We start from the raw sequence: 23,247 nt of genomic DNA, 5'->3' as shown, positions 1-23,247 counted from the left end.
TTTATAAAAAGTTCCTTTTTGTAAACTTTAAAGTTCCTTTTCTTTTCTTTTGAAAAAACTCCAAAATAATCTTTTTTTATTTTGTCCTTTATCTCTAATTTCAATTAATTTTCTATCTATTTCCTTAAAATGTTCTTCCAATTTTAATTGCTCTTGCTCTATTTGTTCTTTTCTATCTAATATTATTTGATTGTTTTCTATAAGCTCATATAATTTCGTTATTTGATTATCTTTTTCTTTTATCTGTTTAATAAAAAAATCTAACATTGTCTCATTATTATTTTCTTTAATTATTTCTTTTCCCGCTACTATTTCAACATCTTTTATTATTTCAACTTTTGACACCTTACTTTTTCTAGGTTTCAACAATTCAATCAACTCTTCACCTATCATCATCTTACCATTCTCCATTAGAATTAAACTTCTATACTTTTCATCTTTCAACTTTTTATAAATTGACGCTTTACTAACTCCTAGCTCTTCTGATACCATTGCAATACTTTTTAACATACTTTATACCTCTCAATTCAATAATTAATTTACATAATTTATCAATTCAATCTTTTACTTAATTTTCCTTTTTTTTAAATAAAAAAGTGCTAAATACTTTTTAAATATTTAGCACTTCTTTATTATTTATAACTTTTTCGCTATTTCATATATAACATTAACCGTTACACCATTTCCTGCTTGTTTATATAATTGAGAATCACTACATACTGATGCTGCTCTATCAAAATACTCATCAGGCCATCCTTGAAGTCTAAAACATTCTCTTGGTGTTAATCTTCTAACTCTACCATTTAACACTACTCCATGTTTACAACTAGTTGTTAATGTATTCACTCTAGACTTTCCAACTCGTCCACGCTTATCATTTGAATTAATATACTCAAGATTAATTGAATCGCCATGCTCTGCAACAGAATATCCTTTTTTAGTCGCTTCTCTTACCAAAATATTCATTCCAACACCTTTATTAGTTGTTAATGTTGGCGCTATTCCATTACTGTCAATAACTCTTCCACCCATTCCTTTTTTACTTGGATTAATATTTCCAATAACAAATATAGAACTTGATAGATCATTATGATTATTCATCTTGCTATTTCTAGCACATAAACAAGGTGATACTCCATTTTCTCGTATTCTAAGCCCTTTATCATATCTAAAGTCTCCACAAGCTATTCCTGGTACAATAATCGATTTATAACTTCTTGTGATAGGAAATACTTTTCGGGTACTTCTTCCTCTAAGATGTCCAATAATGTACACTCTTTCTCTATTTTGGGGAACTCCAAAGTCTTTTGAATTAAGTAATTCCCATTCACAATCATAGCCGATTTGGGCCAATTCAATCTGAAGCTTGAGAAAGTCAAACCCTTGATTAACACTAAAAAGGTTTCTAACGTTCTCAATGAATAGATACTTGGGTCTATCTTCTTCGTTTGTCTCCCTAATAAGTCTTGTAACTGCAAAAAATAAGCTTGAACGATCTCCATTGAATCCTTCTTTCCTTCCTGCGATGCTGATGTCTTGACATGGGAATCCGAAACACCATACATCTGCTCTTGGCAACTCTTCTGCTCTAACTTTTGTAATATCTTCTGCAAACCACTCACCCTCCTTTATATCATGCATTTCTCTATAACTTTTTTCAGCATATTTATCTTTTTCACAATGGCCCACACATCTATGTCCTGCTAATTCCATACCTAACCTAAATCCACCAATACCACTAAAAAAATCTAAAAATAACATACCCACCTCATAAAAATTAGTTTTTTATAATGATATCATTTATTTTTAGACTTAATTTTCAACTTATTTTCAACTTTTCTTTATTTTTATACTCTTCACGACATTTATTAGTACAAAAATAGTTTCTCCTAAAAATATTTTTTTATTGTCCATTAGACTTTTCTTACTGTTATCGTATAACTGTTATCATAATGTATTTTTTCAAACTTTATTATTACAATTATAATCACTTACATTACCTCTTCTAAATTTCTTAATTAAAAAACCTTCTATAAATTTCATAAAACTACCTCATGCATAGCATAAATAACGCTAAAATACCATTAATTTAATCTTAGCACCATTTAAAGTATAAAAATCCTAAGAAAAATAAAAAGCCTTAGAATCGATTCTAGGGCTTTTTAAATGTTTTTACATTTTATAAACTTAAATTTTATAAGAATTAAATTAAATTATATATAAACTTATGAAATAAAAATAGGCAAATTTAATTATAAATTCTTATACTAAAACACAAATGATTTATTTTTTTTATTTATAACGCTACTATCGTTCGCTTTATCTACGATGTTCGAGCAAAGCAAACTACCAATAACAAACTTATCGTAATTTAAATAGCTATTCTATTTGTAGACCACACAAGGTGGTACACAGTTAATAGTTTTTAGAGTGTGATTTTATCTTTAAAAATTAGTTCTAAAATCGCCTTTAAAAACTTTTCAACCCCAAAATTTTTGAAGGTCACTTGAAGCCAGTCAATTACAGGCTTTAAGTAAATTTCTTTCGTACGTAGTACCCCCATGTTATCGTACGAGGGTAAAGGATTTAATTTTTTAAGACTTCGCCTGGGGATTCTACAACCCTTTTGCTCCGCTTGAAAAATCCTTTTTCTACGGGTTGTAAAATCCCCATAGACACTTATTAAATTTAAAATATTATACCAAACTAAAACTTAAAAATTATTATAAATCAACAATGAATTATTCATATAAAAATCATTTTAAAATTAAAAGTGTTTTATAATCTTTTAATTGAAAAATCCATATAAAATTCATTCCTTTTATTCATCATTGCAATAATATTTTATTATCTGCAGATTAATTTTATCTATCAAACTTATGCTCTTATTTTCAACTCTATTCTCAATTATTTTTTTATTTCTTGTATTAAATTCATATTTATTTACTTCATTTTCAATCATATAAATTATTAATTCACTCATAGTCATTTTTTTGCTTTACACATTTTCTTTAATCTTTCTTTCAACTTTTTATCTGTTCTAACCCTTATAACTTCTTTTTTTAAAATTTTTGTAGCCACAAATTACATCCCCTTTTTTATTTGTTACTACATTTAACTTTATCACATCAACCATTAAAAATTTGTCTTTTCTTTGTAGACACAAAATAAAAAGGGAGCCAATGGCTCCTCCCGTTAAGTATATATATTAGATAAAGTTTATGCTAAAACCCTAATTATTATTTTATCAAAAGAATTTGGCAAGTTATAGACTTTTTATGTTATTCTTTCCATAGTAAAATTTAACTATACTTATTTTTAAATTAAATTATGAAAAATAGAGTTCTAATTTATTTCAAATAAATTATTCATTAATTATTTTATGAATTAATCCTACAGAACAAGAATACATTTGAGCTATTTCCTTAATTGTTTTTCCTTGAATTCGATACATCTTCATCATTTCTTTTTCTTGATCTGAAGCTCCACGTTCATTATGTACTCTTTTATCTGATCCTGCATTATTACTTTTTAATGTTTTGTTTTCATTTTTTAATTTTTGAACCGTAGATTTTAACACCTTGTTTTCATCTTTTAATTTTTGAATTTCACTCATTATACCCAACTCCATTCATAAATTAATTTACGAATAAAGCGCATCATGTTTTCACTTTATATTCAATAATTAATTTACGAAATATTTAATATTATAAAAATATTGATAATTTCGGCATGTTTACATTATTAATATATATTATTTATTTTGAATACTAATCTAAATTTTTTTTAATAAAGTTGACTTTAAGCTATATAGACTTGCTCCCCAAATACCATACATTAATGAAAATATTAAAAGGTCATTTTCAGATATTTTTTTATTAAAAATGCAATAAAAGTATTATTAAATAGGTATAAATATAATGGTAAAAAGATTAAAAAATTAAAAAGGAAGTTATAAAATTTAAAGACAGATTTATTCTTTTTCATAATATGTACTCCTTAATATTTAGCTACTTATATTAAATGAATTAAAAGTTTGATATTTTCTTTATTATATCTATATATGTCTTATACAATACATATATAGATAGTAGTATTGCTATTGAGCCTATAAATATTTGTAGATAGTTTTCTTGCTTAATAAATGAAAAATTTATACCTACCATAAAAATAATGCCACATTCAAATGAAGTTATTATCGTTTTCGCAATTAACTTTTTCATAATTTTATCTCCTCACAATTCTAATAGTATATCTGCAAGATACTGAATCCATTAAATCATGAGATTCTACTCTAAATAACAATTTATCTCTGTTATTCATTTTATCTACTGCAGATTGAATTTGAGATGTAAATCTATTTATAGATATTACAGAAGCAAAAGTTAATACATTTATGATATTTGAAGCCCAATTTCCAGATCTTTTTATAAAGGTTCTTGCTCTTGAATATTTTTTTAGTTTTGATATATTTGCAACTTTTTCTCCTCCCCATATTCCTAAACCACCATAAGTTAATGTATTAGTAAGCTTATTATATGTGTTTTTAATATTTACAGCTTGTGATTTTGAAACAGAATATTGAATATAAGTGCTATAATTAGTTGAAAAATTTCGGAATTTTATAGTTGGATTTTTTGACATTTTCGTAAGTAATTTATATTCATCTTCAGATAGATTGATTACTTCATCAAATAATATTTCTTCAGTAGAAGTATTTAAAGCAAATGTAGGAATAGTATTAAATGTTAAAAGTAGAATTAAAGTTAGAATAATTTTTTTGAATAATTTTTTCATGTTATTTATCTCCTTAAAGTAAATAGAAATAAAGATAGAGTAAGAAAGAAAATCTTACTCTATTTCTTTTGATTCATTAATTTGAAAAATAAGCTTATTATCTATTAATTTTAGCAGTTTATATAAGATAATGCTGATAAATCTAAATATATATATTAAAAATATATATTTAAAGATTGTAGCAATTATGTATAGTAGTATGCTCATAATATAGCCTATTTCAGATGTATAATCAAAATATAATGATATGAATGATAAAAGTAAGCTTGCTATAAATATTAATCCTCCAGTGAAAAGATCTTCAACTATTTTTTGGGGTGAACTTTCTAAGTAATTTTTTATAAACATACGATACCTCTTTCTAATTTTTTACAATGATTGTATTGTTTTAATATAAATATAGTTATTTTAGTGATAAATATATGTATAATTTTACTATAAGATATATTAAATAGTAAAGCATAAAAATTATATATTAGCATTGAAAAATTTCAAAAAAGAAGAAACAACTGAAATAAAAACAACTGAAAATCAAAATATAATCCAACCATATACTTATTTTACATCTAGGAGTGGAACACGTTCATTTTCAATAAATGGAATTCCTAATATGTCTGCAAGATGCTATATGAGAATTGACTGGAGTAGCTCATTAGGAAATTATATTTCTGACGTAACTAACATTCAATCATCTTTTATAGGTATTACATTTGGAAACTCATGGACTCAATTAGGATATGATTACAACATAAGAAATAATGGTAAAAAAGTAACAGCCAATATTCATGGAAGATATGATTATTATTTGCTTATAGATACATCATTAACTCATATAGCTGGAAAAAATAAATCATATTATTTTGAATTTGAATATTAGATAAAAATAATATCTATTTTTTTTGATACTATCTCAATTTCATCCATAGACCTTTTAACCTTCTTAACAACATTTATTAAAAACATTATTATTCCTATCCACAACAAAATATTGAGTAAAGTAAAAAATAATTCCATATCTTAAATCTCCCTTTTCTAAAATAATTAAAACAATTAAAAACAAATTTCATCTATTAATATTTTATTTATTTTTTTCTTTTCTTCATCTGTTAACTCTACACATTTAGTATTTTCATACTAATTTTTATACCAGTTATAATAAAGTTTATAAACATACTCGATATCACTTTGCTTTTTATAACAATCCAATTCACCTAGCTTGTACATCTTATGAGCATCTTTAAATAATCCGCTAAATACTAAAACTTGCTTACCCTTTAAAGCCTTATAAAATGTTTCAAATACTGGCCTTGATACTAAGTAATCACTATCCTTTGCAGAATATTTTGCTAACTCATAAACTTCTTTTAAATTATTTGATTTAGCTTTTCTTACATCAACTTGTGTTATAGATTTATCTCCAGTTGATAATTGCCATAATTCAAGCCATCTTTCATGAGAAATGTAATAATCTTTATCTGTAAAATAACTTCTATTTACTGCTATAACTACATGAAAGTGAGGGTTAAAAGTATCATAATTAGGCTCTAAATCACCTATGGACAATCCTCGTTTCTCATAATAATCTTTCTTTCTTTTCCATAACTCTTTAGTTATATATCTTTCTTTTTGATATGTTACCTCAAGTTTTCTTATGTAACCTTTAACTATAGCTTTAACTTCTTTACGTTTCATCAATTTTTCAAAAGCTTTATTGTATTTTTTTACTTCTTCTTCTAAACTATCAGCTTTCACATTAGGAGTTGTTAAAGTCAAGAATATAAACGCTTTATTCTCTTCACTTCTCAAATGCTCCATAAGTATTGATATTTCTAAACTATCTTTACAAGATAATCTCCAACTGCACATTGGACAAAATCTATTCTTACAAAAACTACCCTTATGTAATTTTTTATTTTCCATTTCAAAGTCTCCTAAAAATTCTAAAAAACTCCCACAATCGCATATCAAATTAAACATTTTTTTTGATATTAACCGCTCTATATAATTGCTGAATTTAGGATTTTTTAATTTCTTATCAGTACACCTTTTTAATATATCAATATTTGTTTCTTGATTTTCAAAGTTATTTTTGTTATCATTATTCATAGTCAATATTATTCTTTTGTGACGACAAAAGGATTTAAAATTTAATAAAAAAGTCCTATTTAGGCACTAAAAGAATTTGCTCCTTTCTACATTAAGTTTTATTTTTTAAATTCGACACTTAAATTATAAAACAATAGGGAAAAAAAGCAATTTTTTTAGTTTAACCCTAGAGTTTTCAACGGCTCTAGGATTTTTTATTAAATTCGAATAGTTACCTATAGTATCAAGAATATCCATATAACCTTTCTAACTAATTATTCATTTATTATTTTATGAATTAATCCTACAGAGCAATTATACATTTCAGCTATTTCTCTAAGTTTTTTGCCCTGGATACGATACATTCTCATCATTTCTTTTTCTTGATCTGAAAATCTCGCTTTCCTTCCTGCTCCACGTTCGTTATGAACTACTACAGCTATATTTTTCCCTTTACTTTTTAAAGTTTTATTTTCATTTTTTAATTTTTGAATTTCATTTTTAAGCTCTTCAATTTCTTTATTTTGCTTCTCAATTATATTTCCCCTTTGAGTCGCTCTTAAACTTACTTCTTTAACATTATTTAAAGAATTAAAATGCTCTGCCATCTTTAGCTTTCTTTTCAACTCATCAATCTCTATTGATTGATTTGTAGCTCTTATAGTTAATTCATTAAGATTATTTTCATCATTCCAATACTTAGCTGATTCAAGACTTTTTTCTAATCTTTTAACTTCTTTTTTATACCTATCTAGTTCATTTTTTAATTTCTGAATATCTTCCATATCACACAACCTCTTTCATAAATTAATTTATAAAAATATAATATAATATTTCTTTGTATTTTTCAATAATTATTTTTTGAAAAATATCTTTTTACCTCCATTCATTTCTCTTAAGAACATTCAATAACATATCTTTATCTTTTTTTCTTGAAAATGCGATATCTAATAATTCAATCATTTTTTCCTTTGTTCTAGTTCCTGATGAAGAAGTTGAATTTTTTAATATTTTCCCTCTTTTTTTGTAATTTTCATCTTCAGTATCTCTCCAACGTGACTTCTCTGATGCATTAATTATTCCTGCAGCTAACTTTATATTTGCTTGAATTTGTTTTGGATTGAGTGATCCATTGAAGTATCTAAATTCAACTGTCGGAGCTTTGTCTGTTGCTATATTTTTTAAATTAATTCCATAGTATCTATTCATTCTACTAACGCTTCTCGCCATGACCATTACATCTTCATCATTTTCCATGCTAAAAGACATTCTATTAACTTCTGCAGCTCTTCCACTAAAGCTAGTTGCGTAATTGGAAGCATTGCTTCTAATTCATCCTAAATCTCACATCTGTAAGTCATAGAGCAACTGCATAAATTTACTGTTTATGCTCAATCATGTCTATTTTTCCATTAAAATAAAACCTCTAGGTTAATACCTAGAGGTTAAGTAACAATTTAAATTTTAAAATCCAAAGCTATCGATTTTCCACTCACTTTTTTCATTATCTCTTATCAATATCCATTGATAGTCTGTATATATGGTATCTCTATTTAGAACAGGATTTTTACCAGAATCATCAACATAAAAGTTAGATAAAAGAATAATAACATCCTCTTCACTAACTCCATTTTGTGATCCATTTCCATTTTCCAAATAAATATCAACTAAATTATTAGATTTTTTTTCATCATACCATATTTTTGTTAAAGTAGCTCCTTCAAAGTTAAAATTACTTTTAACACACTCTATAGAATTAGTTATTTCATCTTTAGAAAATTTAGTAGATTCACTGATATCAATTTCAATATTATCAGATATTCTCCCTTGCTTACAGCTAACTAACGAAAACATAGATAAAACAAAACATAAATATATAACGAGCTTCCTAATTGAGATCTCCTCCTTTATAAAAAATTATAAACATTTTGTATTGTCACTACTTATATACGTATTTTTATATTAAATTAATATATTATCTTGGAGCCCCCATTCTATAAAATCTAACTCTATAACCTCGATAAGAATCTGCTAAATGGCTTAATAATTTATCCTTTACATTATTTGTATGATAACTTACCCTATAATCTTGATTTTCTGGAGAATAATTAGTAATAATGACTGAATGTATAGGTTTATAGCCAACTATTGTTCCATTATTTTTTAATACCGACATAATTTGCACTACATCTCCCAAATAATAAGGAGCTGCATAAGGCGTTTGTGGTGTATCAACAACAAATGATGCATTATATTCCCCAGTTAACACTTTAGGCTGCCAATGTACAGCAAATGCCGGAGCATAAATCCATGCACTATCTTCTGGCCAACTTGAACTCCATGAATGCCTATACTGATAACTATTGATAGGTGCTAAATATGTGTTGCTTGTTTTCCTTATCCACCATGTACCCGATTGCTGATGTCCTCCAGCCACTACAGCTTGAGATACAAAATTCGTACAATCTCCTCCAAGATTAGTTAAATTAGGATAATAGGTAGTGTTATATGAATGCACCCATTTAAATGCATAATCTACTGCACTTTGTCTGTTATATGATGACCTTACTGACATTCTATTACTTTGAGTATTTTTTTCAATATATTCTTTAACTTTATCTGATCCTACATATGGTCCATGACTCAATAAATAAGAAGTTAATTTGTTTTTTAGCTCATCTGATAATTCTATTTTATAGTTTTCTATTGAATCTAGTATCACATCCATAATATATATTATATCTTCTACTGGAATTTCTGTTATAGGCCCAGCCTTCTCTAATAATTCAGTATCAACTAGTATATCAGCTAATTCTTTTATAGCTTCTACATCACTTTCTATATTTGCTTTTATACTTTCCTCCCCTCTTTTCTTTATTTCCTCCGATTCTTTCCTATCTGTTTCCCTCTCTTCCTCTGATAGTTCTTCAACTTCAGCAGGTTTATCTATCTTCATTACCTTATGTTTTTTTACTTCTTCTAATAATTCAACATTATTGCTAGCACTTACTACTTTGGGAATACTGCTTGTAGCAATAGTTACAGCTACCAGAATAAGTATTGTTACCTTTTTTAACATTATTTATCACCTCCCTGTAATTATACATTATGTTGTATAAACAGGTAAATATTTCTTATTTCTATATTGCATAATTTTGAATAAATATTCAAAATTATGCATATTATCCCATTTTATACTAACCGGATAATAATATTCTCCTTTCTCTTTCTGAACATTGAATTCATAAATATTATCTAATACCTTTATTCTATTTCCTGAATCAACTTCTGAAAAATCTATGCTATATAACGTTGTCTCTTTAATATTTTCTAGATAACTTATATCAAACGTTATTTTTTCATTATAGGGGTAGCGTCCGGAAAATGTAGATTTCACACGTTAAGAGCATTTTCCTCGCTGATGCCAATGGTTTGCAGACTTTTTAGATATTCAAAGGCCTATGTAGTTCTGTAGTTTCTAACTCATTTAAATTAAAGGTATATTCCCCCTATTAGCATCGTTTAAACTTTTTATTTCAACTTTTATCATAAAAAAAGGATCTATTGAACTAATATCAGTTCGATAGATCCTTCATTGATTATTATAAAAATAAATATAAAAAAGCAGACTAGTTATAAAACTAATCTGCTATCATATTCATTTTATGGTATAATTATATTGTTTTTATGCCACGATGGATGGCGTGGCGGTTGTACGTTCTCCGCCTTTTCGCTATTGATAGTAATTTTTTCTTACTATATAGCTAAAGGTGGTGTTGTTGATATGCTAGAAATTTCTTTAATAGGAGTTATTGCTATAATTCTTATTAATTTGATATTGAAACATAATAAAGATTTTAATTTAGAAATTAATTTAAAACTTTTAGGTCTTAATATTAAGATTAATAGCAAAGAAAAGCGTTACCCATCCGGTCAAGATAAATAACGCTTTCCTTCTAATTCTATATTACTATCAATAGCCCAAAGAAAAACGTTCTAGGACTAGCATCGTATTAGCCGTACGATGCTTTTCTTATTTATATTATATCATATTTTTTAAATTTATAAACATTCTATAATTTTTTTTTTTATTTTCAACCCCACCTTTTCAACAATTAATTGATGAAATAACTATGGTATAATCTCTTTTGTTTTTTTCAATAATTAATTATCGAATTATTTATACTATAATTCCTTTTTATTTTCATTAATTATTTTATGAATTCACTTCATACTCTTTACTATAAAAATCTAGATTCATCTGAAAAATTTCATCTTTACTTATTCTTCTCTCTAATTGCTTTTTATCCTTAATTGAAAATCCTTTTCTACTATTTGGGGTCTCGTCGGGAAAATGCGGATTTCACACGTTAAGAGCATTTTCCCCGCTTATACCAATCGTTTTATCCAATTTAGAAATTTTGTTAAATTCATAATTTTTTATAAAGTTCGGACTTGTACACAAAAACGAACTAAAAATAAATATGTAAAAAAGTAAGCAAAATTCCCAAAATAGCATTTTAAAAATTTTATTTTTTAGTTCGTTAATGAATCTATAGTTGTATGAACTATTATAGTGTATTATATTTATGAATATCAAATTGAAAGGAATAAAAATATGTTAATAGGATATTGTAGAGTTTCAACTACTGAACAAAATTTAGATAGACAAATAGAAAGCCTTAAAAATTATGGGTGTGAAAAAATTTATTGTGATAAATCAACCGGAAAAAATTTTAATAGACCTGAATACATTAAGTTAAAAGATGCACTTAGAGTTGGTGATACATTAGTAGTACATGAATTTGATAGATTAGGGCGTAATAAAAAATTAACTCTCAAGGAAATTCAATATTTTAAAGAAAATAATGTTAGATTAGTAGCTTTAAATCTCCCAACCACACAATTAAATACAAATGATGATTTGATGTTAGAAACCATTAATAACATAATAATTGAGCTTTATACTATGATGGCCCAAGATGAAGTTGAAAAAAGAGAGAAAAGACAAAAAGAAGGAATTAAACTAGCATTAGAAAAAGGTGTTAAATTTGGACGTAAGAAAACAGAATATCCTAAAGAGTGGACTAGTGTTATCAAATTACTTGAAAACAGAACTATAAATAATATAAAAGCAATGGAGATTTTAGGGTTAAAGAAAACAACTTATTATAAATTATTGAAAGAGTATAAGAATAGTTTGTAAAAAGTCTGCAAACCCTTAGTATCAGGGGGAAAAATGCTCTTAACGTTTGAAATCCGCATTTTCCGGACGCTACCCCTACTTTACAAAAATATTTTTTAGCGAAATATTCATAAATTAATTTATGAATGGGTTGAATTTAATGAATGAAATTCAAAAATTAAAAGATGAAAACAAGAGTTTAAAATCTGTAATTCAGAAATTAAAAAATGAAAATAAAAAATCAAAAAGTAATAGTGTAGGGTCAGATAAAAGAGTTCATAATGAACGTGGAGCTGGAAGAAAAGAAAGATTTTCAGATCAAGAAAAAGAAATGATGAAGATGTATCGTATCCAAGGAAAAACAATTAAAGAAATAGCAGAGATGTATTCTTGTTCTGTAGGATTAATTCATAAAATAATTAATGAACAATTTAATTTAAATTATGAAAAATAGGGGATATATGTATTATTTTTATGCAAAAATTCCTTTTAGCGAAATAACTAATTTTAGATAATAAAAAGGTAACTTGTTAATTGAATAAAAAAATTTAGTTTAAGTTTTATCTTAATTATTTTTATTAGTAAATGATACATATTTAATATTGAGTGTTTTATAATAGTTAAATGTAATAACTTAATTTTGAAGAATATAATAAAAGTATGTTGATATAGGACATATAAGTATTTTATAGAAGAAAAAATATAGTATAATAATATATATTAATAGAATATAATAATATATCTAAAGAAAAGGTGGTTACAATATTAGAACTTAGATACAAGAACACATTAGATGATTGTGTAGATTTTACTTTGTATTGTTATAAATTTGATCCTAAATTAAAATTAAGGTACAGCATTATATTTTATGGTTACCAAATATTTTTGTTGATTACAACTATATTATTTTGTGCTCAATTTGATAATATTAATGAAATGTTGCCAATTTTTATTATAAATATGATTGCATGGATTATATGGATTTGTTTTGCTCATAAAATACAAAAAAAAATGCTTACAATAAGGATAAAGAGAAATTTTCTAAAAAAAACATTTATGTCAAGTGAAAAGGTGTTATCAATAAATGAAGATAGAATATCTATAAAAAATGATGAAATGTTACATGAGTTTAATTTTGGAGCAATTTCAAAAGCAGTTAAATATAATAATAGAATATATATTATTTTCAAAAAAGGATATAGTAGTAGTGGAATAATAATACCTTTTAGTGCTTTTTCAAATATAAACGAAAAAGAGCGATTCTTTGAACTTATAAAAATACACTGTCAATAAAGTGACAGTGTATTTTTATGAATTATTGTTCTTTGTCAGCTATAAATAGAGGAAGAAGAACACAGGCAGCTGCAGACGCAGTTCCTGGATTAGAGAAAGCAATAGCACATACTATAGCACCAATAACAGTTACTGCAATTGCCGGTATATATTTCTCAACTACATCCTATATTAAAAGATACACCTGAAACTTGGAGACAAATAGAAGCAATATGTGAAGTTGTAAAAAGACACGGAGCTAGAGTTAATCAATCTTGTGGTGGTCATGTGCATATTGGAATGAATAAATTAGATACTGCTAGGCAGCGATGGAGAAGATTTTTTTAAATGGTAGAGAATTATGAAGAGTGTTTATATAGGGCTGCTGGAGGAATAATTAATCTAAGTGGCTAAATGAATATGAAAATTTTTAAAAAATATTATTAAAAATTGGACAAGTATACCTTTTTTTAATTCATATATTTTCCATACGTATTAAAAAGAGAGTACTAACGGTTTAAATTCGTTAACACCCTCTTTTAGTTTAAAGTCAATAGTGTTTAACTTCCTTGATGCAACTCTAAAACCTAGGGAACACCTTTTATTTTAAATTTTGATTCTATGTAATTTAACTAAGAAGTATTCAAGTATATATCTTATTTATCTCTTTCTTTAGAAAGTACTAACATAAGTTGAATTGCTGTTATTATAACTGAACTACCTTTTTATCGTTCCTCCCATTTGCTAGCATATTTATCTTTAAAACGCTTTAATCCTTTAAATGAGTAGAAATAATCTCCAAAATTAAATATTTGATATGCAACCTTTTCTCTAAAAAAGGCATGTTTTGTTCTCCCTACATCTGCTAAAGGAGCCAATCCTAAATTGAAATGCTCATATCCACTTTCTTTAGCATATTCAAATATATTAGCAAATCCTTTTATTTTTCCTTCAGGATCTCTTACAATTGCTATCTTATCCATATTTAAGTAATCCCAGTCAAAGAACCCTATACAGAAGCCTTTTTCTGCTTTTCCATTTAACCATTCATCAGATACTTCTTTTAATTCATTAAATAACTCTTCAGTAAAATTAGGATCTATAATTGAAAATGTGTATCCAGCTTTTGCTATTCTACCTATAGCTTGTCTATTACTTTTATTTTTATTACCTGCTAATGAAAATTTATTTAATTCAACATAAGCATCTACATCAAGCTTCATAAATTCATAACCTAAATCATGAAGATCAGTAATAATATCCTTATCTATACCACTAAAAACTAAGCTATACCCATATAAGTCTGCTAATTCTAAAAATTCTTCTGTTCCATCAAAGAATGAACCCTTATTACCAACTGGATTCCCTAAAATAATAATTTTATCCCCCAATATTTGATATTGAAAAAATACATCCTCATTTTTATTTATATAAACATACTTATCTCCTGTAAATACATAATGTGCAAGTCTAGATCCTCCATATTTTTCTATTACTTTCTTTACTCTCTCTTTATCTAATCCTTCTTTTGGAAATCTATTTAAGCTATTTAACCAAATAAGAAATAGTATTAATAATATTTCAAGTACTGTAGCTAAAAATACTGCTATTAAAATTCTATTTTGATTAAATATATCAATTGTATACCCTAAATCATTATCAGCTATCCTTGGCTTACCATTCTTTTTAAAACGAAAATATACTGTATAAGACGATATGTAAATATTATTAAAACATAAGTCAGAACTTTCATAGCATTCTCCCAAGTAAAAATAAAATCTTTTCTATAAAATCTATCTTTACTAAAAATAATTAGAATCCAACTAAGTCCTAAGAAAATATACTCAAATAAAGTATGTTCTTTGAATATTGTAATTAATGTAATTATCCCATAAACAGATATCATAGAATAATATACAGTCTTTGTCTTAGAATATAATATTGTTGATATTACAATTAAAACAAAGCCTAAAATAATGCTTATATATAATGAGAACTCTCCTACTCCTATATTAAATACTTTCTCTTTATTAGAGAAATACCTTAAAAAGTACATGTCACGTCCCAAGATTAATGATACTCCAGTAACTAATATAGATATAGTTAAAGTGAAATGTGCCACCTTAGAATTCAGCCTAGATATAAGTTCCCTAGCCTCATTGTTTATTTTCGTATATAAATCTGATAAAAAATAAACCTCCTCCAATAACTACAGGCACTATATAATAACTTAGTCTATAAAGAAGATTGTTAACCAAATTAAAATAACAGGTAAGTATAAACCAATTAAAATTGAAGCATAAAATACAGTATAAAACTTTTTAATTGAAAGCATATTCCAAGCAGAATATATTAAACATACTAACGAAAATCCTGAAAGATTTAATCCAACTACTTTAGATACTTCCTTAATTAATTTTGATGAATCATCAACATGTTCTTTGTAAAAATAATTTTTTATTAAAATTGCTGAACTTCCACCAAAACCAACTAAACTAGCTACAGAGCTAGCTATCCATGAATATTTATATACCTTTTTCCAACTTAACTTAATCCCTATTTTATTTTTAAGCACCAAATCATAAAATGATAATGGTATGTACGAAATTATTCCTAGTAAAATAATAATTAAAATATTAAATGGAGTAAGCCTATCGGAATACATATAAAATAAATTTTTATTAAAATTGTATACAGTTCTTTAAGTGCAAAAAATAAAATAGCAATAATAATTGGTATTTTATTTTTTGCACAACCTTTTTGTTTATTTTCATAAATTTCTCCTCTCTAAGTAAATACTATAATTTTAATAATGCTATTAACTTATATTATCTACATCATGCTTAATTTTTTGCATAATCAAATCTGCATCGGATATAATAGCTGAGCATTTTTCTAATTCTTCTGATATAACTTCAGAAATATCTATATTATTTTTATATTTTAATTTATGCTCAAGACTAGCCCAAAAATCCATTCCTATTGTCCTTATTTGTATTTCTGCCTTTAACGGTAATGTTCTATCTGAAAAGAACACTGGTATTTCAACTATTAAATGTAAACTTCTATATCCATTAGGTTTAGGATTTTTAATATAATCTTTAATTTCTATAAGTTTAATATCATCTTGTCTTGTAAGCATATCAGAAATAGAATATATATCGTCAATAAACGAACAAACAACCCTAATTCCTGCAACATCATTTAATGATTCCACTATTGATGTTAATGAAATATCTAATCCCTTTCTATTCAATTTATTTACTATACTTCTAGGCTTCTTAATTCTAGTTTTAATAAATTCTATTGGATTTCTATTATTTGTAAGTGATAATTCATCATTTAAAACTTCTAATTTAGTCCTTATAGATCTAATAGCGCAGTTATACATCATCATAGTTTCTTTAAATTGATCTACTTTATCTAATAATTTTTCTGGTAATTCAACATCCTCTAAAAATATTCTCTTAAATTCTTGCTGCATATGAATATCTCCTTGTCTTTATTGAGTTTTATTGAGCCATCAATAATTATACATTAACAAAAAAAAAAATTCGACTTTTTCTTCAAAAGTATTGCCATAAAAATTCGAATTATATATAATAAATTTGTAATTAGCTATGCGTCTTTAGCTCAGAAGATAGAGCACCTAGCTTTTTACTAGGGGGGCCGGGGTTCAAGTCCTTGAAGGCGCACCAAAAAAAGAGCAGAAGTATATTATTACTTCTGCTCTTTTTTTACACTATTAGATATAAGATTTAGTAATTATACTGAATTAGGAGTGATTGTTTTATGATTGAAGTAAAGGAATACATAAATATTAGAACCATTAAACAATATATTTTAGTTAACGGAAATGAAAATGGTCCTTTAATGTTATTTTTACATGGTGGTCCAGGTGTATCTCAAATAGGTTTTATAAGAAAATACCAAAGTAAATTAGAAAAGTATTTTCTTGTTGTAAATTGGGACCAAAGGGGAGCTGGGAAATCTAATACAAAAAAATTTTCAAAAGATGAATTAACAATAGATAATATTGTTCAAGATACTATATCACTCATACAAATATTATTGAATAAGTTTAAAAAAAATAAATTTTTTTTTAGTAGGACATTCCTTTGGAAGTTTAATTGGTATATTAGTGTCTAAAAAAGTACCTAATTTCATAAAACCATTTATTTCTATAGGGCAAGTTGTTAATATAAATAAAGGTGATAAAATAATTTTTAATTTATTACTTAAAAAAAGTTAATAAGGATAACTATAAAAATGGTCTTGAAATTTTACGTAGAATCGGTGCTCCTCCATATAATGATAAAAATAAAATTAATGAATTTAATAAATTAATTGAATTCTATAAAGGTGATATTTTTAAGATTACTAGAATATCTTTTATATTAAAAAGTATTTCATTTAAATACTTTAATTTATTTGACTGGTTTAAATTTTTAAAAGGTATAATGATTTCTAATAAATATATGTATTATGAGATGAATAAAATGAATTTATTTACTGAAATTAATAGTATTGATATTCCTATATACTTCTGCTGTGGAGATAATGATTATTGTACACCTACTAAACTTATAGAGGAGTATTATAACTTTATAAATGCCCCTAAAAAAGCTATATACAAATTTAAATATTCATCGCATATGACTAATATAGAGAAGAACTTTATTTTTATAATATGTGTAAAATAATAAGTAAAGATATTGAATAATTTTCATAAGAAAAAGCATAAAGTCTACATATAAATTAGTTATCTTTATGCTTTTTTATATAACTATTAAGATATTAAGTTTTCTTTATGTATTTAGATAGTATCTCGTAAAATACTCCAAATAAAGGCATCCCAAATATTATTCCTAAAATACCAAATAAACTTGAAAAAACTATAACTGATACTACAATATATAATGCTGATAAACCTAGCGAATTCCCTACTACTATCGGATAAATTATATTTCCTTCAATTTGTTGCATAACTATTACTAATAAAATAAACCATACTATGTTATCATAGCCTCCAATAAACATTATTAATATTGATATTAAAGCTCCAATAAATGGTCCAAATATCGGTATTACAGCAGATACTCCTACAATTGAACTAATCAATAAAGCATAGGGCATCTTAAAAATCGTCATAGAAACAAATACCATCAAAAATAATATAGTTGCGTCTGTAGCTTGACCTCCAATATATTTTCTTAACTTATAATAAGTTAACTTTAATATTGAAATTACATTACTATGTTTATCTTTACTTATTTTATGAATAATTAATTTCAATTGACGTTTTAAATGTTCTTTATCTAATAAAATATACATAGATATTATTAATCCTAATACTGCATTAATAATACTAGTTGTTATGCCTAAAGTAATATTTATAGCACCACCTAATATATTTTGAGAAATACCATTTAACATTTTAGCATTGCTACCATCAAATTTCCCCATATTTGTATTAAACCATTCTATTAAAGGTATATTTTTAATATTCTCACTTAAAAATTTTTCTATATCCTTAATAGTATTAGGTAACTTTTCAACTATAGTATAAAAACTCTGTACTACTTGAGGTATAATAATATTTATACTTAATATTATTATTGCAATAATTATTATAATAATAAGTACTAAAGAAGTAATTCTACTTATCATAAAAACTGTTCGTTCTTTAAGATTTAGTTTATTTAACAATTCACTAATTTTTTTCTCTAAAAAGCTCATTGGTATATTTAAAAGAAATGCAAAAGCTCCTCCTAGTATAACTGGTAAAAGAACACCTATTAATACACTTAATCCCTTTAATACTTTTTCAAATTTCAATAATAAAAAACAAACTATTAATCCATATGTTATCAATAATGCTCTTTCAAAAATATACTTTTTATTCATTTAATCTCCTCTCTAGTTTTGTAAAATTATAATTATTATCTAAAGTTTCACTATAATCTTCTTCGTTACTTAGTATTAACTTTAAACATTAATACTACTATACTATATTACAAAATATAATACCAATTTCATTTTTACTCCCTAGGTTTTTAAAGTAATAATAATTCATATATATTACAAAAATTTCATTTCAATATTCAACTTTATTGTTAGCAAAAAAAGAGAAGCTAAATTAAATTACTGAAACTTAGCTTCTCCTTTTTTATCTTAGTAATAATATTTTTTAGTCAACTTCTAATAAAATATTGCAAATAAACTATATTATTTTTATCCTTTAAATACTATTGCTTGTAGTATCAGTAGTATCATTTGCAAAACTATTTAAAAGTTCATCAAAGTAATTATATTCTTCTACTTCATTTGTACTCTTGTCTGTGTATCTATATATACCCTTTGCTCCATTAACTTCTTCTAGGTACTCATCATCTTCATATACCTTTTTAAATACATCTTCACTTCCATACTCTTGTGTAAATTCATCTTTTAAAGCCTTTAAATCTTCTTCTGATTCTATAGAATTAAATTCAGCATCTATATCCTCATATGTTAAATCATAATCTGTATACTCTTGTGTTAAGCTGACATCTCCAGTGGTTGTTGAAATATTTTTATATACTCCTCCTACTGATACTGTTGCAATTAAAGCTACTACTGCAAATATTCCTAAAATCCTTTTTCTTATCATAATTATCCCTCCAAATAAGTTTACATCCTATACTATAAATAAATGTTTTTATAATTATCATTTTATAAGTTAATTATAACTGCTTATTCTTAATATTTTTTTAACTAATTCTTAAAATTTTCCTAATATTCTGTGATTATATCAATGATAATTCTCTAAACTATCCTTTGTAAATTTATTTTCTAGTTATAAAAAGCTCCTACCTTCAATACTAAAATTAACAAAATAAAATGGTATTAGTTGATATTGTTCAATTAATACCATTTTATCTATAATAATTTTTCTATATCGATTCTTTTTAATCCTGTGTTTTTACAATTATATCCATATCAATTCCAGCTTTAAGTAAATTTTTAGCTACTTCTATAGCTTTATCATTTCTTCCCTTTTCCTCAGCATTTTCAAGAGCACTTACTTTATCTAATAAAGCTGCTCTTCTATCTTCATATTTCATTCTTTCTTTATCACTTGAACTTAATCTTAATCTTAATCTTAATAATTCATTTTTGGCTTCTTTAATTTCTTGTATAGTCATTTCAGCTTTTTCAAGTTTATTACTTATAGGATTTTCTATAAACTCCATCCATGCATCAAATACATCTTTTATTTCTTCATTCTTAGGTAGTTTAGGTAATTCTATAAAATGTATTTCCTGAAGATCTGTTAATTCTTCACTTGTATTAATATCTTTTAATCTATGTATTGAATGAGCTTCCTTTGTCTTTAAACATTTAAAGTTTAATATATTTATACAAATTGTCTTTGCTAAAGTATCATACTTTCTCCCTTCCGTAAGTTGACTTTCAAAGATTTTACTCCAATAATATAAGCTTCTCTTAACCATATTATGTTCATCTTTATTAGTTTTTGCTTTAATATCTAATCTACTGAATTTATCTTCAATAGATTCCTTATCTATATCATTATTCATGATCTGTACTTTTTGTATTGGATCTTTAGGTTTTATCACTGCATTTAAGAAAGAAATTAGTATTCTTGGATTATTTTCATTTCCAAATATTCTTTTAAACACAAAATCTACTTTTGGAGTTAATATTTCTAGTCTTATCACTCTAAATCAATACCTTTTTAATTAATATTTTATCTATATTAATTATATCAATATATTCACTTAAACGATTTTCTAACTCCTTAATTACAATTTTCAATCCTCCCCTTATTTTCACAAATTAATTATTAAACATACTTTGTTATAATATTTATTTATTTTTAATAATTAATTTATAAACACTAAAAGTATGTTTTCATGTAATAAGCTATACCATTCAGAAATGAATTGAAAACTTTTTTATGAAATTTATTATTATTAATTAAGAATCATACATGCAAATATACTTAATATCTAAAATCGAGTAGGAGGAAAATAATTATTTTATTTTCCGTCCTCTCACACCACCGTGCGTACCGGTCTGGTAAACGGCGGTTCTTTAAGTTTAATGAATTTTCATATATTGATTCGTTAGGCTTTTCAAGCCTAAGTCGTTAAAGAATTGATTCGTAAGTGTAATATTTAAAATTGCACTACTAGCTATGCGCCAGTATCCTTTTCGGGTATTGGCGAATTTTATTGCTTGATAGTGATTTAATCCTAATTTTTTAAGATTTTTGTATCTTGTTTTAACCTTTTTCCATATACACATTCTTAATCTATGCCTTATCCATTTATCCAATTGCTGAGCAATACCTTTGCATTTGGCTATTCCATAATAATTAATCCATCCAATATTTATTTGGTTCAGTTTAATTATTCTTTGTTCCAAAGTCATCGGCTTTGACCTTGATAGTATTTCTATAATTTTATCCTTATATCTTTTAATGATTGTTTAGAAATAGTAGAGCAAGCTTTCCCAAAAGATAGTATTATAGTAAATCCCAGAAACTTTCTTTTCCATGGTCTCTCAACTGCACTTTTAGTCCTATTTACCTTTAATTTCAATTTACCTTCTATGAAGCTTGTTATGTTCTCCATAACCCTTTCTCCAGCTCTTTTACTCTTAACACAAATATTGCAATCGTCAGCGTAACGACAGAATTTGTGTCCTCTTCTCTCTAGTTCTTTATCTAATTCATCTAGCATTATATTAGATAGAAGTGGACTTAATGGACCTCCTTTCGGAGTTCCTTCCTCACTTGTAACTACTATTCCATTAATCATTATTCCAGATTGAAGATATTTTCTTATTAACCTTAATACTCTCTTATCTTTTTTATCTTTTGAGAGTTTATACATAAGTATATCATGATTAACTTTATCAAAGAATTTCTCTAGGTCTATATCTACAACCCAAGTATAACCCTCATTAATATAAGTTTCTGCTTTATGTATGGCATCTTTCGCCCCTCTTCGAGGACGGAAGCCGAAACTACTTTCTGAAAAGTTTCCGTCGTAGATATTATTTAACTCTTGAGCAATTGCTTGTTGAATAAATCTATCCAAAACTGTTGGTATTCCTAGCAACCTAGTTCCACCATTAGGTTTTGGTATCTCACCCCTTCTGACTGGCATTGGTTTATACTCATTATTCATAATACTTTCTTTTATTGATAGCCAGTTATCTTTTAGAAATTGTCTAAGTTCATAGACTGTCATTCCATCGACTCCATGGCTACCTTTATTCGAGATTACTCTTTTCATTGCTAAAAGTAAGTTTTCTCTTGATAATATTCTTTCTAATGAGCCATATTCAAATTCACTTGTTTCTCTATTTGAAGTTGCCGAGAATCTTCTATGCACTCTTTGCTTATCTTCAAGTTCCACTCTATTTTTAGCACTAGAGCCTAAATATTTAGTTTTCTGCAATCTCTGATTATTCTGCGAAACTTTCAAATTTCAAAACCACCTTAAAGTTCAGTCCTTCATCCGCTATCGCGATTAGCGGAGTTACTATGACCTCTGCTGACTTCTGATAGTTCAGCTATATATCACTATATAGGTTATTACTTTAGAAATTTATCTTTATTAGCAATATATCTATCAGACCTCCCCAGGTAAGAACAACAACCTTCATCTCATATATCTGCTACATTTACTCCTAAGATTTCGGGTAGTGTTGGACTTTGTCTTGTTATGCAAACTCGTCCGACCTTAGTAAGCCTCGAAAGTGATTCGTATACCTCAGACCAAGATTTTTCCTTAGACTTCCTTCAGATTCCACCTCACGATGGACACCCTTGTCATCAGCTAAATGGTTGGCACTATCAGCCCCCATTACGGACTTTCACCGATTAGTACGTG

31 protein-coding genes and 1 tRNA gene are annotated in these 23,247 nt (G+C 26.0%); 10 read left to right on the top strand and 22 right to left on the bottom strand.

Annotation, left to right across the window (positions count from 1 at the left end):
* Positions 1 to 27 precede the first annotated feature (27 nt).
* The 7 genes from NSA50_RS17060 to NSA50_RS17030 all read right to left on the bottom strand — a co-directional run bounded on the left by NSA50_RS17060 (position 28) and on the right by NSA50_RS17030 (position 5,145).
* A complete protein-coding gene (locus NSA50_RS17060; RefSeq protein WP_257447090.1) occupies positions 28 to 510 on the bottom strand; it encodes a hypothetical protein in 483 nt (160 codons plus the stop codon).
* Positions 511 to 636: 126 nt separating this feature from the next.
* Positions 637 to 1,761 carry a DNA cytosine methyltransferase gene (locus tag NSA50_RS17055; protein ID WP_257447087.1) on the bottom strand — a complete coding sequence of 375 codons (1,125 nt, stop codon included), beginning with the start codon at positions 1,759 to 1,761 and terminating at the stop codon, positions 637 to 639.
* Positions 1,762 to 2,821: 1,060 nt separating this feature from the next.
* Positions 2,822 to 2,983 carry a hypothetical protein gene (locus tag NSA50_RS17050; RefSeq protein WP_257447084.1) on the bottom strand — a complete coding sequence of 54 codons (162 nt, stop codon included), beginning with the start codon at positions 2,981 to 2,983 and terminating at the stop codon, positions 2,822 to 2,824.
* 381 nt (positions 2,984 to 3,364) lie between these two features.
* Positions 3,365 to 3,616, bottom strand: coding sequence for a sigma-70 RNA polymerase sigma factor region 4 domain-containing protein (locus NSA50_RS17045; RefSeq protein WP_257447081.1), 252 nt, complete (start codon positions 3,614 to 3,616; stop codon positions 3,365 to 3,367).
* 412 nt (positions 3,617 to 4,028) lie between these two features.
* Positions 4,029 to 4,223, bottom strand: coding sequence for a hypothetical protein (locus NSA50_RS17040; RefSeq protein ID WP_257429605.1), 195 nt, complete (start codon positions 4,221 to 4,223; stop codon positions 4,029 to 4,031).
* Between the two features lie 4 nt (positions 4,224 to 4,227).
* On the bottom strand, positions 4,228 to 4,797 hold the full coding sequence (locus NSA50_RS17035) for a hypothetical protein (RefSeq protein ID WP_257447078.1): 570 nt from the start codon (positions 4,795 to 4,797) through the stop codon (positions 4,228 to 4,230).
* A 54-nt stretch (positions 4,798 to 4,851) separates the two neighbouring features.
* The gene (locus tag NSA50_RS17030; RefSeq protein WP_257447076.1) at positions 4,852 to 5,145 is read right to left on the bottom strand and encodes a hypothetical protein; all 294 of its coding nucleotides are present in this window, start codon (positions 5,143 to 5,145) and stop codon (positions 4,852 to 4,854) included.
* Between the two features lie 133 nt (positions 5,146 to 5,278).
* On the opposite strand from NSA50_RS17030, the gene NSA50_RS17025 reads away from it, so the two are divergent.
* Complete coding sequence (locus tag NSA50_RS17025; RefSeq protein ID WP_257447073.1) at positions 5,279 to 5,674, top strand: hypothetical protein; 396 nt, start codon at positions 5,279 to 5,281, stop codon at positions 5,672 to 5,674.
* 257 nt (positions 5,675 to 5,931) lie between these two features.
* Here the strand turns inward: NSA50_RS17025 and NSA50_RS17020 are convergent, their stop codons facing one another.
* The 6 genes from NSA50_RS17020 to NSA50_RS16995 all read right to left on the bottom strand — a co-directional run bounded on the left by NSA50_RS17020 (position 5,932) and on the right by NSA50_RS16995 (position 10,279).
* Positions 5,932 to 6,717 (bottom strand): protein rep, encoded by a 786-nt coding sequence (locus NSA50_RS17020; protein ID WP_306813973.1) that lies wholly within the window; start codon positions 6,715 to 6,717, stop codon positions 5,932 to 5,934.
* A gap of 440 nt (positions 6,718 to 7,157) precedes the next feature.
* Positions 7,158 to 7,667 carry a sigma-70 RNA polymerase sigma factor region 4 domain-containing protein gene (locus NSA50_RS17015; protein WP_257447070.1) on the bottom strand — a complete coding sequence of 170 codons (510 nt, stop codon included), beginning with the start codon at positions 7,665 to 7,667 and terminating at the stop codon, positions 7,158 to 7,160.
* A gap of 91 nt (positions 7,668 to 7,758) precedes the next feature.
* On the bottom strand, positions 7,759 to 8,151 hold the full coding sequence (locus NSA50_RS17010) for an amidoligase family protein (protein ID WP_257447065.1): 393 nt from the start codon (positions 8,149 to 8,151) through the stop codon (positions 7,759 to 7,761).
* Between the two features lie 195 nt (positions 8,152 to 8,346).
* Positions 8,347 to 8,736: a DUF4829 domain-containing protein gene (locus NSA50_RS17005; protein ID WP_257447062.1), complete on the bottom strand. Its 390-nt coding sequence runs from the start codon at positions 8,734 to 8,736 to the stop codon at positions 8,347 to 8,349.
* Between the two features lie 121 nt (positions 8,737 to 8,857).
* Positions 8,858 to 9,961 carry an amidase domain-containing protein gene (locus NSA50_RS17000; RefSeq protein ID WP_257447059.1) on the bottom strand — a complete coding sequence of 368 codons (1,104 nt, stop codon included), beginning with the start codon at positions 9,959 to 9,961 and terminating at the stop codon, positions 8,858 to 8,860.
* Positions 9,962 to 9,988: 27 nt separating this feature from the next.
* Positions 9,989 to 10,279, bottom strand: a complete 291-nt coding sequence (locus tag NSA50_RS16995; protein WP_257447056.1) for a hypothetical protein — start codon at positions 10,277 to 10,279, stop codon at positions 9,989 to 9,991.
* Positions 10,280 to 10,618: 339 nt separating this feature from the next.
* Between NSA50_RS16995 and NSA50_RS16990 the strand changes: the two genes are divergently transcribed.
* From NSA50_RS16990 to NSA50_RS16965, 6 genes are all read left to right on the top strand, one after another.
* The gene (locus NSA50_RS16990) at positions 10,619 to 10,828 is read left to right on the top strand and encodes a hypothetical protein (protein WP_257447053.1); all 210 of its coding nucleotides are present in this window, start codon (positions 10,619 to 10,621) and stop codon (positions 10,826 to 10,828) included.
* Between the two features lie 672 nt (positions 10,829 to 11,500).
* Complete coding sequence (locus tag NSA50_RS16985) at positions 11,501 to 12,088, top strand: recombinase family protein (RefSeq protein WP_257447050.1); 588 nt, start codon at positions 11,501 to 11,503, stop codon at positions 12,086 to 12,088.
* 139 nt (positions 12,089 to 12,227) lie between these two features.
* Complete coding sequence (locus NSA50_RS16980) at positions 12,228 to 12,521, top strand: sigma-70 RNA polymerase sigma factor region 4 domain-containing protein (protein WP_257447048.1); 294 nt, start codon at positions 12,228 to 12,230, stop codon at positions 12,519 to 12,521.
* 299 nt (positions 12,522 to 12,820) lie between these two features.
* Complete coding sequence (locus NSA50_RS16975) at positions 12,821 to 13,360, top strand: hypothetical protein (protein ID WP_257447045.1); 540 nt, start codon at positions 12,821 to 12,823, stop codon at positions 13,358 to 13,360.
* Positions 13,361 to 13,392: 32 nt separating this feature from the next.
* Positions 13,393 to 13,548 carry a hypothetical protein gene (locus NSA50_RS16970; RefSeq protein ID WP_257447043.1) on the top strand — a complete coding sequence of 52 codons (156 nt, stop codon included), beginning with the start codon at positions 13,393 to 13,395 and terminating at the stop codon, positions 13,546 to 13,548.
* Positions 13,499 to 13,687: an amidoligase family protein gene (locus tag NSA50_RS16965; protein ID WP_257447038.1), complete on the top strand. Its 189-nt coding sequence runs from the start codon at positions 13,499 to 13,501 to the stop codon at positions 13,685 to 13,687. Before NSA50_RS16970 ends, NSA50_RS16965 begins: the two co-directional genes overlap by 50 nt.
* A 377-nt stretch (positions 13,688 to 14,064) precedes the next feature.
* Here the strand turns inward: NSA50_RS16965 and NSA50_RS16960 are convergent, their stop codons facing one another.
* The 4 genes from NSA50_RS16960 to NSA50_RS16945 form a co-directional block, all read right to left on the bottom strand.
* Positions 14,065 to 15,105 (bottom strand): phosphatidylglycerol lysyltransferase domain-containing protein, encoded by a 1,041-nt coding sequence (locus NSA50_RS16960; protein ID WP_257447035.1) that lies wholly within the window; start codon positions 15,103 to 15,105, stop codon positions 14,065 to 14,067.
* Entirely contained in the window at positions 15,003 to 15,461 is a 459-nt protein-coding gene (locus NSA50_RS16955; protein ID WP_257447032.1) for a hypothetical protein, read from the bottom strand. The genes NSA50_RS16960 and NSA50_RS16955 overlap by 103 nt, the downstream gene beginning before the upstream one ends.
* Before the next feature lie 108 nt (positions 15,462 to 15,569).
* Positions 15,570 to 16,004 carry a hypothetical protein gene (locus tag NSA50_RS16950; protein ID WP_257447029.1) on the bottom strand — a complete coding sequence of 145 codons (435 nt, stop codon included), beginning with the start codon at positions 16,002 to 16,004 and terminating at the stop codon, positions 15,570 to 15,572.
* A 153-nt stretch (positions 16,005 to 16,157) separates the two neighbouring features.
* Positions 16,158 to 16,823 (bottom strand): GTP pyrophosphokinase, encoded by a 666-nt coding sequence (locus NSA50_RS16945; protein WP_257447026.1) that lies wholly within the window; start codon positions 16,821 to 16,823, stop codon positions 16,158 to 16,160.
* Between the two features lie 138 nt (positions 16,824 to 16,961).
* On the opposite strand from NSA50_RS16945, the gene NSA50_RS16940 reads away from it, so the two are divergent.
* The 3 genes from NSA50_RS16940 (at position 16,962) to NSA50_RS16930 (ending at position 18,042) form a co-directional block, all read left to right on the top strand.
* Positions 16,962 to 17,037, top strand: a tRNA-Lys gene (locus tag NSA50_RS16940).
* A gap of 94 nt (positions 17,038 to 17,131) precedes the next feature.
* Entirely contained in the window at positions 17,132 to 17,488 is a 357-nt protein-coding gene (locus tag NSA50_RS16935) for an alpha/beta hydrolase family protein (protein ID WP_257447023.1), read from the top strand.
* Between the two features lie 350 nt (positions 17,489 to 17,838).
* Positions 17,839 to 18,042, top strand: a complete 204-nt coding sequence (locus tag NSA50_RS16930; protein ID WP_257447020.1) for a hypothetical protein — start codon at positions 17,839 to 17,841, stop codon at positions 18,040 to 18,042.
* A 94-nt stretch (positions 18,043 to 18,136) separates the two neighbouring features.
* Here NSA50_RS16930 and NSA50_RS16925 read toward each other — a convergent pair whose 3' ends face one another.
* From NSA50_RS16925 to ltrA, 5 genes are all read right to left on the bottom strand, one after another.
* Positions 18,137 to 19,246, bottom strand: a complete 1,110-nt coding sequence (locus tag NSA50_RS16925; protein ID WP_257447018.1) for an AI-2E family transporter — start codon at positions 19,244 to 19,246, stop codon at positions 18,137 to 18,139.
* Between the two features lie 334 nt (positions 19,247 to 19,580).
* A complete protein-coding gene (locus tag NSA50_RS16920) occupies positions 19,581 to 19,991 on the bottom strand; it encodes a hypothetical protein (protein WP_257447015.1) in 411 nt (136 codons plus the stop codon).
* 298 nt (positions 19,992 to 20,289) lie between these two features.
* Entirely contained in the window at positions 20,290 to 21,063 is a 774-nt protein-coding gene (locus NSA50_RS16915) for an Rpn family recombination-promoting nuclease/putative transposase (protein ID WP_257447013.1), read from the bottom strand.
* Between the two features lie 382 nt (positions 21,064 to 21,445).
* On the bottom strand, positions 21,446 to 21,778 hold the full coding sequence (locus NSA50_RS19845; RefSeq protein WP_306813972.1) for a group II intron maturase-specific domain-containing protein: 333 nt from the start codon (positions 21,776 to 21,778) through the stop codon (positions 21,446 to 21,448).
* 23 nt (positions 21,779 to 21,801) lie between these two features.
* The gene (gene ltrA, locus NSA50_RS16910) at positions 21,802 to 22,839 is read right to left on the bottom strand and encodes a group II intron reverse transcriptase/maturase (RefSeq protein ID WP_306813971.1); all 1,038 of its coding nucleotides are present in this window, start codon (positions 22,837 to 22,839) and stop codon (positions 21,802 to 21,804) included.
* Positions 22,840 to 23,247 lie beyond the last annotated feature (408 nt).

The sequence above is a fragment of the Clostridium mucosae genome, assembly GCF_024622765.1.
Lineage (GTDB): Bacteria > Bacillota > Clostridia > Clostridiales > Clostridiaceae > Clostridium.
The sequence above is the reverse complement of the archived record's forward strand: the minus strand, read 5'-3'. Positions and strand labels throughout refer to the sequence as shown.

Coding starts and splice junctions, on each gene's coding strand:
- NSA50_RS17000 (WP_257447059.1), bottom strand. CDS start 9,961: ATGTTAAAAAAGGTAACAATACTTATTCTGGTAGCTGTAACTATTGCT.
- NSA50_RS17010 (WP_257447065.1), bottom strand. CDS start 8,151: ATGTCTTTTAGCATGGAAAATGATGAAGATGTAATGGTCATGGCGAGA.
- NSA50_RS16925 (WP_257447018.1), bottom strand. CDS start 19,246: ATGAATAAAAAGTATATTTTTGAAAGAGCATTATTGATAACATATGGA.
- NSA50_RS16930 (WP_257447020.1), top strand. CDS start 17,839: ATGAATTTATTTACTGAAATTAATAGTATTGATATTCCTATATACTTC.
- NSA50_RS17035 (WP_257447078.1), bottom strand. CDS start 4,797: ATGAAAAAATTATTCAAAAAAATTATTCTAACTTTAATTCTACTTTTA.
- NSA50_RS16920 (WP_257447015.1), bottom strand. CDS start 19,991: ATGATAAGAAAAAGGATTTTAGGAATATTTGCAGTAGTAGCTTTAATT.
- NSA50_RS16980 (WP_257447048.1), top strand. CDS start 12,228: ATGAATGAAATTCAAAAATTAAAAGATGAAAACAAGAGTTTAAAATCT.
- NSA50_RS17020 (WP_306813973.1), bottom strand. CDS start 6,717: ATGGAAAATAAAAAATTACATAAGGGTAGTTTTTGTAAGAATAGATTT.
- NSA50_RS17040 (WP_257429605.1), bottom strand. CDS start 4,223: ATGAAAAAGTTAATTGCGAAAACGATAATAACTTCATTTGAATGTGGC.
- NSA50_RS17005 (WP_257447062.1), bottom strand. CDS start 8,736: ATGTTTTCGTTAGTTAGCTGTAAGCAAGGGAGAATATCTGATAATATT.
- NSA50_RS16985 (WP_257447050.1), top strand. CDS start 11,501: ATGTTAATAGGATATTGTAGAGTTTCAACTACTGAACAAAATTTAGAT.
- NSA50_RS16950 (WP_257447029.1), bottom strand. CDS start 16,004: ATGTATTCCGATAGGCTTACTCCATTTAATATTTTAATTATTATTTTA.
- NSA50_RS19845 (WP_306813972.1), bottom strand. CDS start 21,778: ATGACTTTGGAACAAAGAATAATTAAACTGAACCAAATAAATATTGGA.
- NSA50_RS17050 (WP_257447084.1), bottom strand. CDS start 2,983: ATGAGTGAATTAATAATTTATATGATTGAAAATGAAGTAAATAAATAT.
- NSA50_RS17030 (WP_257447076.1), bottom strand. CDS start 5,145: ATGTTTATAAAAAATTACTTAGAAAGTTCACCCCAAAAAATAGTTGAA.
- NSA50_RS16935 (WP_257447023.1), top strand. CDS start 17,132: ATGATTGAAGTAAAGGAATACATAAATATTAGAACCATTAAACAATAT.
- NSA50_RS16945 (WP_257447026.1), bottom strand. CDS start 16,823: ATGCAGCAAGAATTTAAGAGAATATTTTTAGAGGATGTTGAATTACCA.
- NSA50_RS17055 (WP_257447087.1), bottom strand. CDS start 1,761: ATGTTATTTTTAGATTTTTTTAGTGGTATTGGTGGATTTAGGTTAGGT.
- NSA50_RS17015 (WP_257447070.1), bottom strand. CDS start 7,667: ATGGAAGATATTCAGAAATTAAAAAATGAACTAGATAGGTATAAAAAA.
- NSA50_RS17045 (WP_257447081.1), bottom strand. CDS start 3,616: ATGAGTGAAATTCAAAAATTAAAAGATGAAAACAAGGTGTTAAAATCT.
- NSA50_RS17060 (WP_257447090.1), bottom strand. CDS start 510: ATGTTAAAAAGTATTGCAATGGTATCAGAAGAGCTAGGAGTTAGTAAA.